Annotated in this window: 7 protein-coding genes; 5 read left to right on the top strand and 2 right to left on the bottom strand. The window is 54.0% G+C overall.

Going from position 1 to position 9,739, the window contains the following annotated elements; all coding sequences use genetic code 11:
• Positions 1-7: 7 nt before the first annotated feature.
• Positions 8-1,516, bottom strand: a complete 1,509-nt coding sequence (gene glpD, locus FDW95_RS15920) for a glycerol-3-phosphate dehydrogenase (RefSeq protein ID WP_096759254.1) — start codon at positions 1,514-1,516, stop codon at positions 8-10.
• A 191-nt stretch (positions 1,517-1,707) separates the two neighbouring features.
• Here glpD and glpE point away from each other — a divergent pair, with 191 nt between their 5' ends.
• The 3 genes from glpE (at position 1,708) to FDW95_RS15935 (ending at position 3,801) form a co-directional block, all read left to right on the top strand.
• Positions 1,708-2,034 carry a thiosulfate sulfurtransferase GlpE gene (glpE, locus tag FDW95_RS15925; RefSeq protein WP_096759255.1) on the top strand — a complete coding sequence of 109 codons (327 nt, stop codon included), beginning with the start codon at positions 1,708-1,710 and terminating at the stop codon, positions 2,032-2,034.
• Positions 2,035-2,137: 103 nt separating this feature from the next.
• A complete protein-coding gene (gene glpG, locus FDW95_RS15930) occupies positions 2,138-2,968 on the top strand; it encodes a rhomboid family intramembrane serine protease GlpG (protein ID WP_115257290.1) in 831 nt (276 codons plus the stop codon).
• A gap of 74 nt (positions 2,969-3,042) precedes the next feature.
• Entirely contained in the window at positions 3,043-3,801 is a 759-nt protein-coding gene (locus tag FDW95_RS15935; protein ID WP_096759257.1) for a DeoR/GlpR family transcriptional regulator, read from the top strand.
• A gap of 41 nt (positions 3,802-3,842) precedes the next feature.
• On the opposite strand, the gene malT is transcribed toward FDW95_RS15935, so the two are convergent.
• The gene (gene malT / locus FDW95_RS15940; protein WP_115257291.1) at positions 3,843-6,548 is read right to left on the bottom strand and encodes an HTH-type transcriptional regulator MalT; all 2,706 of its coding nucleotides are present in this window, start codon (positions 6,546-6,548) and stop codon (positions 3,843-3,845) included.
• 631 nt (positions 6,549-7,179) lie between these two features.
• Between malT and malP the strand changes: the two genes are divergently transcribed.
• Both malP and FDW95_RS23950 read left to right on the top strand, forming a co-directional pair.
• Positions 7,180-9,573 carry a maltodextrin phosphorylase gene (malP, locus tag FDW95_RS15945; protein ID WP_115257292.1) on the top strand — a complete coding sequence of 798 codons (2,394 nt, stop codon included), beginning with the start codon at positions 7,180-7,182 and terminating at the stop codon, positions 9,571-9,573.
• 12 nt (positions 9,574-9,585) lie between these two features.
• Positions 9,586-9,739 (top strand): hypothetical protein (locus tag FDW95_RS23950; RefSeq protein WP_249359171.1); only part of this gene is annotated, 154 nt, incomplete at its 3' end.

Genomic DNA, 9,739 nt, shown 5'->3' on the forward strand with positions numbered 1-9,739 from the left:
ATTTTTATCAGGACGCCAGCGACAGCTGGTGTTTTTCAACATACTCCGCCAGCCACTGGGTCATGCGTGCCTGCTGCTCAGCGTTCAGCCACATGCCTTCTTTCGTGCGGCGCCACAGCGCATCGTCGGCGCGGCGTACCCATTCGTGATCGACCAGATACTTCAGCTCTGCCTCATAGAACTCGTGCCCGAAGTCTTCGCCTAACTCAGCAAGCGAGGTTGCTTCGCCGATGATCCACTCGGTGTTGCTGCCGTAGGTGCGCGAATAGTGGCGCGCCAGTGATTCGGTCAGGAACGGATAGCGACGGCGCAGTTTTGCCGCGTAATCTTCGCGATCGCCGCCGATGTCACCGCCAGGCAGGATGCACTCTTTGGTCCATGCCGGACCGATGCCCTGATAGTACGACGACAGTTTTTCCATCGCGTGCTCGGCCAGCTTACGGTAGGTGGTTAACTTGCCGCCGAAGACTGACAGCAGCGGCGCTTTGCCGTTTTCGTCGTGGATATCCAGCGTATAATCGCGGGTAATAGCCTGCGGCGAGTCGGACTCGTCATCGCACAGCGGGCGTACGCCCGAGTAGGTCCAGACGATATCCTCGCGGCCCAGCTGTTTCTTAAAGTGTGCGTTGTAGACCTGCAGCAGATAATTGATTTCGCTGTCGTCAATTTTCACTGCTTTAGGATCGCCTTTGTATTCGACGTCGGTGGTGCCGATAATTGAGAACTCATCCATCCACGGAATGACAAACACAATACGTTTATCTTCGTTTTGCAGGATGTAAGCCTGTTTCTGGGTGTGTACGCGCGGCACCACAATGTGGCTGCCTTTAATCAGGCGGATACCGTAAGGTGAAGGCAGGTGCATACCGTCGTCGAAGAACTCTTTCACCCACGGACCGGTGGCGTTAACCAGGCCGCGAGCCTGCCAGGTGTGTTTCTTGCCGGTATCGATATCTTCCGCTTCGACAATCCACAGACCGTTTTCACGACGAGCGGAGGTGGCGCGAGTACGGGTTAATACTTCCCCGCCTTTACGCACAACCATTTGGGCATTTGCCAAAACCAGTCGCGCATCGTCTACCCAACAGTCAGAATATTCGAAACCGCGCACAATCTCGGGTTTCATCACAGAATCTGCGCCAAAACGCAAACCAGTGGAACTCGGTAAACTGGTGCGTTTGCCCAGATGATCGTACATAAACAGACCAATACGGATCATCCAGGCCGGACGCAGGTGTGGGCGATGGGGCAGACGAAAGCGCATCGGGAAGGCGATATGCGGTGCCATCTTCAACAGGACTTCACGTTCAGCCAGCGCTTCGCTAACCAGACGGAATTCGTAGTGTTCCAGGTAGCGCAGACCACCGTGGATGAGTTTGGAGCTGGCGGAGGAGGTTGCACAGGCTAAATCCTGCGCTTCCAGCATCAGCACGGATAAACCGCGTCCAGCGGCATCTGCCGCGATACCGGCACCGTTGATGCCTCCACCTATCACAATCAGATCTTTGGTTTCCATGCTGGCCTCTCGCACTTTCGTTATAGCTCATTAATGTTCGTTATCGAGCATAATAGCAAAGAATCGCGCCATTGGTAACATCGGATAAACAATTTACAGTGATACATATAACATTATGGCGTTTACCTGTGCAGGCGACGTACACTGCCAGGTAATATTGGTTACCTGCACAGAAATAATAAGAGAACATCATGGATCAGTTTGAATGTATCAATGTCGAAGAAGCCCATCAGAAGCTGCTGCACGGAACGGCGGTGCTGGTGGATATCCGCGATCCGCAAAGCTATGCCATGGGCCATGCGCCACAGGCGTTTCACCTGACTAACGACACGCTGGGTTCCTTTATGCGTGACCATGATTTTGATACCGTTGTGCTGGTGATGTGTTACCACGGCAACAGCAGTAAAGGTGCGGCACAATATCTGCTTCAGCAGGGGTACGATGCGGTGTACAGCATCGACGGTGGATTCGATGCCTGGCATCGACATTTTCCTGCGGAAGTGACGTTTGGTGCGTAAGCCCGACGCTACAGTGAAGTATGGCGGATATAACAAAGATGCAGCCTGAAACGGGTAGTGTCGATATACTGTCCTCTTTTGTGTGGATGAAGCGACAGCAACGATGTTGATGATTACCTCTTTTGCTAACCCCCGCGTGGCGCAGGCCTTTGTTGATTATATGGCGACACAGGGCGTTATCCTGACGATTCAGCAACATAGTCAAACGGATGTCTGGCTGGCGGATGAGTCCCAGGCTGAACGCGTGCGTGCTGAGCTGGCGCGTTTTCTGGAAAACCCAGGCGACCCGCGTTACCTGGCGGCCAGCTGGCAGTCCGGCCAAACCGACAGTGGCCTGCACTATCAACGTTTTCCGTTTCTTGCCACGCTGCGCGAACGCGCCGGACCGGTCACCTGGGTGGTGATGGCCGCGTGTGTGCTGGTGTTTATCGCCATGAATGTGGTGGGCGATCAAACGGTGATGCTGTGGTTAGCGTGGCCGTTCGATCCCTCGCTGAAATTTGAATTCTGGCGTTATTTCACCCACGCTTTTATGCACTTCTCGCTGATGCACATCCTCTTCAACCTGCTGTGGTGGTGGTATCTCGGCGGGGCGGTAGAAAAGCGGTTGGGCAGCGGAAAACTGATCGTTATTACCGTTATCAGCGCCCTGCTGAGCGGCTATGTGCAGCAGAAATTCAGCGGCCCGTGGTTTGGTGGGTTGTCTGGCGTGGTGTATGCGTTGATGGGCTATGTGTGGCTACGCGGCGAACGCGATCCGCAAAGCGGTATTTTCCTGCAGCGTGGTTTGATTCTCTTTGCCTTGATTTGGATTATTGCCGGTTGGTTCGATCTGTTTGGTATGTCGATGGCGAACGGCGCACATATGGCTGGCCTGGCCGTTGGTCTGGCTATGGCATTGGCAGACACGCTCAATGTGCGAAAACGAACTTGAATGAGAGTGTTGTGATAGCAAACTGTAGGCCGGATAAGCGTTAGCGCCATCCGGCAAAATTCCAGGGAACAATAATGAAACAAACACAACGACATGACGCGATCATTGAACTGGTAAAAAAACAGGGATACGTCAGCACTGAGGAGTTGGTGGAGCATTTCTCCGTCAGCCCACAAACGATTCGCCGGGACCTTAACGACCTGGCCGATCAGAACATGATTTTGCGCCACCACGGCGGCGCGGCGTTGCCCTCCAGCTCGGTGAATACCCCCTGGCATGATCGTAAGGCCACGCAGACGGCAGAAAAAGAGCGCATTGCCCGTAAGGTCGCCACGCAGATCCCGAACGGCTCCACGTTGTTTATTGACATTGGTACCACGCCGGAAGCCGTCGCTCACGCGCTGCTGAACCATAGCAACTTGCGTATTGTGACCAACAACCTCAACGTGGCCAATACGCTGATGGTGAAAGAAGATTTCCGCATTATTCTGGCCGGGGGCGAACTGCGTAGCCGCGATGGCGGCATTATGGGCGAAGCCACCCTCGACTTTATTTCACAATTTCGTCTGGATTTCGGTATTTTGGGGATCAGCGGTATCGACAGCGATGGTTCATTGCTGGAATTTGATTACCACGAAGTCCGCACCAAACGCGCCATTATTGAGAATTCACGGCATGTAATGCTGGTGGTGGATCATTCGAAGTTTGGTCGAAATGCAATGGTGAATATGGGCAGCATCAGCATGGTGGACGCCGTGTATACCGACACTCTGCCGCCTGCGGGCGTGATGCAGGTGATTGCCGACCACCATATTCAGCTGGAGTTGTGCTAAGCCAGCGACAGGCCCGGTAAGCGTTAACGCCTCCGGGCTAATTACACCCCGTACCCCATCATCTTCAACAGTTTTTGCGCATGCTGTACCGCGTCCTGGCGGTGAGCCACGCCGAGTTTTTGGTACAAATTGCGGATGTGCGTTTTGATGGTCGTCGCGGCAACGGCCAGCTCACCGGCGATTTGCTCGTTGCTGTAGCCGGAATAAATCAGTCCTAACACCTGCCATTCGCGCTGGGTCAGCGGACTGGTGCGGATAAGCTCCGGGACTTCGGGATGGGTCAGCAGACGCTCCACGAACCCTTCATCAAAGTGGGCGAATTTGTGGCGGTGATGTTGGTTAATTTCACGCAGAATGCGCTGGGCGCGATGCTGATCGAGTTCCGGTAACGTATTAAGCTGGATTAGCTGGCGTAACTGCTGCGCCATCGCTTCGCCTTCAATCACAAAATGGCTGATAAACCCGGTACGATTCGCCAGCTGCAGTGCATCAAGTAACACGCGCTGTGCATCATTTTTGCGTCCAGCCTGCCAGTACAGCTGATTCAGCAACAACAGGTTGCGGTTGAGATCGCTCATCAGGCGCAGGTTGCGCGCATTTTCATTGAGTTCTTCCAGCACAATTTCTGCCGGTTCAAATTCACCGAGCAGGATCTGCGCGCGGGCAATGTTACGCCACTGACCTTGCAGGAAGTGGTTGTTGGCAAACTCCGGTTTCGGCGTATGACGCAGCCAGTTGGCGGCCGAATTTTTGTCACCGACCATTTGCCAGTAAATCACGCGGACCTTATCGGCATTGGAGATCCAGTCGCTGTGATAATGTCCGTTGCCCAGCAGGTTTTCCAGACGGTTGAGCAAGCTGCGGGCATTGTCCAGATCGCCTCGCGCCAGCGAACACTGTACCAGCAGTGCCAGACACTGTAGCTGCTGCTGCGGCTGAAAGGTGGAAAGCAGTTCAATGCCGCTGCGGGCAGACGCTTCGGATTCGTCCAGCCGCGCCCAGGCCCACAGGAGCTGCGCGCGGATGCGTACCAGGAATTCATGCATAGGCAGCTGTTCCAGATGTTGCTCTTTCACCAACTGGAAGGCTTTTTCCTGGGTTTCCCAGGCGGCTTGCAAAAAGCCCTGGGCAAATAAAATTTCGCTTTGTTGGATCAAACTCCACAACGCGTAATGCCAGACGTCATGATGACGCGCCATTTGCTCCGTTTGCTGCATTAATGACAGCGAGCGCGTCAGGTCGCCCTTACAGTGCAGGACTTCGCCGTGCACCGAGGTGGCGACGATACGGCTGTAGAACCAGGCGATCGGTAACTCATCCAGCGCCAGTTTTGCCAGACGCTCAGCTTCGTCAGGATTACCGTCGTTAATCGCTACCTGAGCACGCAGTGCATTAAATTCGGCATGCAGCGTTGGCTCCATATCACCTTTCATTTCCTGCTCAGCGCGCGCCAGTAGGGTGTTCACTTCACTGTAGCGGTGCTGGCTCTGCATCAGCCAGGCCTGTAGCAGCACCAGACGTGGATTTTCCAGCAGGCTTTCCCACGGCAGCGCTTTTAATGACTCTTCCAGCAGCGCCAGCTCGCTGTGGTTAAACAACCCCCACGCATGATTGAGCAGGATATCGCGCAGCATATGGGCGTCGCCTGCCGCCAGCGCATGGTGAATGGCTTCGCTGGGGAAACCTTGCTCCATCCAGCTTTCTGCAGCGGCGCGATGGATCTCGGGGAGTTCGGCCGCCAGTTCCCACTGACAGCGCTGGCGTAAGAAGTTACCAAACAGCGGGTGATAGCTAAACCATTCGCCGATGTCGTCCATCCGCTGCAGGAATAGTCCCTGACGCTCAATCTCTTCCAGTCGCATTTGGCCGTTCTCTTCCCCGGTCACCCGGACAATCAGCGCATCGTTCATGGAGCGTAATATGGCGCTTTTCAACAGGAAGTGGCGGGTACTGAGATCCACGCTGTCCAGCACTTCATCGACCAGATAATCTGATAAATGGCTGGCATTGATCCCGGCCAGGCGTCGTGCCGACTGGTGCGCGGAATGATTGTTCTGGCGTGCGGAAAGGGCGATCAACTGTAATGCGGTAGCCCACCCGGCGACGTCATCGCACATGCGGCTGCTTTCCGCCGCTTCAATGGGGGAGGATAAACGTCGATCGAAGAACTGTTTCGCTTCCTGATGGTTGAAGGCCAGCTGTTGGCTGCCGATTTCCAATAGCTGATCGCGCACCCGCAGGTTGGCAATACCCAGCTGCGGTAAGTTACGTGACAGCACCACCAGCGTGAGATTCTCAGGTTGGTGGCGCAGGAAAAAACGCATGGCTTCGTGGATGGCCGGATTAGAGATTAAGTGATAATCATCCACCACCAGGTACAGCGGACGATGCCATTCTGCCAGTTCAATGAAGAGCTGAGCAAACAGTGAGGTCAGGCTGGCGTACTGGCGTTTTTGTACCATGGCTTCACTGGTCGTACAGTGTCCACCGGTCGCCTGTTGAATAGCGGCAATCAAATAGCTGGCAAAGCGTTCCTGCTGGTTATCACCCTCATCCAGTGAGAACCAGCCCAGTTCATTTTTCCCCGCCGCCCACTGTGAAACCAGCGTCGTTTTTCCATAACCAGCAGGACTTGTTACCAGGGCGAGCCTGAAATTGTTCGCGCCGGAAAGTTTAGCCAACAGGCGCTCACGAACCACCGTATGGTCGAGACGAACCGGACGACTTAATTTAGACGGAATCAACATATGTTAGTCACTTCACTGTGTGAAAATGGGGAAAATGATTTTTTTTGCGCTTCGTAATTAATAGCTATAAGGTCGGCCAGAAAGTCATTTTATGCAAGCTAAGCGGGTTTTTTGTGTGTCTGAATTTGCACTATGTCACAATTCTATACATCTATTGCAATAATTGCTCTTAGGGGCCACAAAGGCCGTGGCGATTGGGTTTGGCGTTATTCTGATGGTCGCGAAAATACCCACTCGTTTTTTATGACTCGTGTATTGTCCGGAGTGTTGTCATGGGTATTCGCGATCGACTTAAAACTTTCGTGTGAAATATCTTAATCACTATATGTATTTCAGGTTAGAAACTGTTTCTCTGTTTACATATTTTTTCTCAACCGTATCCCGCTATTTGATATTGTCTGCTGAGTCCCGTTTGGTTAATGCGAAAAACCTGTCGCATTGGCAGGTATTTTATGTGGGTATTCTGCGTAACGACGAGCAATACCCTCTCCTTTAAGTGGCGGCGATCACATTTTTATGCTCATCCCCGCACCTCCTCCCTCCCTAATCCTCACCAGGATGAGGAAGGTCAACATTGAGCCTGGCAAACTAGCGATAACGTTGTTTATTACCTAAAGGATCTGGAACCTCTATGTCACAGCCAACCTTCAACAAAGATCTCTTTCAGGCGGCCCTGACTCGTCAGTGGCAGCGCTTTGGTTTACTGTCGGCTCACGAAATGACGTCACGTCAGTGGTGGCAGGCCGTGAGTGGGGCGTTGGCTGAATTGCTCAGCGCCCAGCCTGCGGTGAAACCCGCTAAAAACCAGCGCCATGTTAACTACATTTCGATGGAGTTTTTGATCGGTCGCCTGACGGGCAACAACCTGCTAAACCTGGGCTGGTATCAGGGAGTGAGCGATGAGCTGAAAGCGCACGACATCAATCTGACCGACCTGCTGGAAGAAGAAACCGACCCGGCGCTGGGTAACGGTGGGCTGGGACGCCTGGCGGCCTGCTTCCTCGACTCAATGGCAACGGTGGGGCAATCCGCGACGGGCTACGGCCTGAATTACCAGTACGGCCTGTTCCGTCAGTCGTTTGCTGATGGCCAACAGATGGAAGCGCCGGACGACTGGCATCGCGGAAGCTATCCGTGGTTCCGTCATAACGAGGCGCTGGATGTGCAGGTCGGTATTGGCGGCAAAGTTAGCAAAGAAGGTCACTGGACGCCCGGGTTTATCATCACCGGCCAGGCCTGGGATCTGCCGGTGCTCGGTTATCGTAACGGCGTGGCGCAACCGCTGCGTCTGTGGCAGGCCAGCCACGCGCATCCGTTTAACCTGACCAAATTCAACGACGGCGATTTCCTGCGTGCAGAGCAGCAAGGTATCGACGCTGAAAAACTGACTAAAGTGCTCTACCCGAACGATAACCACACGGCGGGCAAGAAGCTGCGCCTGATGCAGCAGTACTTCCAGTGTGCTTGTTCGGTAGCCGATATTCTGCGCCGCCATCACCTGGCAGGGCGTAAGCTGCATCAACTGGCTGATTTCGAAGTCATTCAGCTGAACGACACCCACCCGACCATCGCCATTCCTGAGCTGCTGCGCGTGCTGATTGACGAGCATCAGATGAGCTGGGACGACGCGTGGGCGATTACCAGCAAAACGTTCGCGTATACCAACCATACGCTGATGCCGGAAGCGCTGGAGTGCTGGGATGAGAAACTGATAAAAGCGCTGCTGCCGCGCCATATGCAAATCATCAAAGAGATTAACGACCGCTTTAAGACGTTGGTGGATAAAACCTGGCCTGGCGACGATGCGGTATGGGCGAAGCTGGCAGTCGTGCACAACAAGCAGGTACGCATGGCGAACCTGTGCGTGGTTAGCGGCTTTGCTGTTAACGGCGTAGCGGCGCTGCACTCTGATCTGGTCGTGAAAGACTTGTTCCCGGAATATCACCAGCTGTGGCCGAACAAATTCCATAACGTGACTAACGGTATTACGCCGCGCCGCTGGATTAAACAGTGCAACCCGGCACTTGCTGCGTTGTTGGATAAATCGCTGAAGAAAGAGTGGGCCAACGATCTTGACCAGTTGATCAACCTGGAAAAATACGCCGACGACGCTAAGTTCCGTCAGCAGTATCGCGACATCAAGCTGGCGAACAAACAGCGCCTGGTGGCGTTTATTAAAGCGCGTACCGGTATTGAGATAACCACCGACGCCATCTTTGATATTCAGATCAAACGTCTGCATGAGTACAAACGCCAGCACCTGAATCTGCTGCATATTCTGGCGTTGTACAAAGAAATTCGAGAGAACCCGCAGGCAGATCGCGTCCCGCGCGTATTCCTGTTTGGCGCGAAAGCGGCACCGGGTTACTACCTGGCGAAGAACATCATCTTTGCTATCAACAAAGTGGCGGAAACCATTAATAACGATCCGCACGTCGGCGACAAGTTGAAGGTGGTATTCCTGCCGGATTACTGTGTCTCAGCGGCGGAAATGCTGATCCCGGCGGCGGATATCTCTGAGCAGATCTCGACGGCGGGCAAAGAAGCGTCTGGTACCGGCAACATGAAGCTGGCGCTGAACGGAGCGTTAACGGTGGGCACGCTGGACGGGGCTAACGTCGAAATCGCCGAGAAAGTGGGTGATGAAAACATCTTTATCTTTGGCCACACCGTGGAAGATGTGAAGGCGCTGAAGGCGAAAGGCTATGACCCGGTGAAATGGCGCAAGAAAGACAAAGTGCTGGATGCGGTACTGAAAGAGCTGGAAAGCGGCAAATACAGCAACGGTGATAAACACGCCTTTGATCAGATGTTGCACAGCATCGGTAAGCAGGGCGGTGACCCGTATCTGGTGATGGCCGACTTCGCCGCCTACGTTGAAGCCCAGAAGCAGGTTGATGTGTTGTACCGTGACCAGGAGGCCTGGACCCGGGCGGCGATCCTGAATACCGCACGCTGTGGCATGTTCAGCTCGGATCGCTCCATCCGCGATTATCAGGCTCGTATCTGGCAGGCAAAACGCTAATAAGGAACCGCGATGGAAGGCAAACGTCTGGATAATGCCGCGCTGGCGGCGGGGATCAGCCCCAATTACATTAATGCCCACGGTAAACCGCAGTCTATTGGCGCCGATACCAAACGGCGTTTGCTTGACGCCATGCATCGTACTACCGCCGCCACGAAAGTGGCGG

The organism is Citrobacter sp. wls718 (assembly GCF_005280945.1).
Classification (GTDB): Bacteria; Pseudomonadota; Gammaproteobacteria; order Enterobacterales; family Enterobacteriaceae; genus Citrobacter; species Citrobacter gillenii.

Bases quoted from the DNA above. Each gene is read 5' to 3' on its own strand.
- FDW95_RS15935 (WP_096759257.1), top strand. From the start codon at position 3,043: ATGAAACAAACACAACGACATGACGCGATCATTGAACTGGTAAAAAAA.
- malT (WP_115257291.1), bottom strand. From the start codon at position 6,548: ATGTTGATTCCGTCTAAATTAAGTCGTCCGGTTCGTCTCGACCATACG.
- glpE (WP_096759255.1), top strand. From the start codon at position 1,708: ATGGATCAGTTTGAATGTATCAATGTCGAAGAAGCCCATCAGAAGCTG.
- malP (WP_115257292.1), top strand. From the start codon at position 7,180: ATGTCACAGCCAACCTTCAACAAAGATCTCTTTCAGGCGGCCCTGACT.
- glpG (WP_115257290.1), top strand. From the start codon at position 2,138: ATGTTGATGATTACCTCTTTTGCTAACCCCCGCGTGGCGCAGGCCTTT.
- glpD (WP_096759254.1), bottom strand. From the start codon at position 1,516: ATGGAAACCAAAGATCTGATTGTGATAGGTGGAGGCATCAACGGTGCC.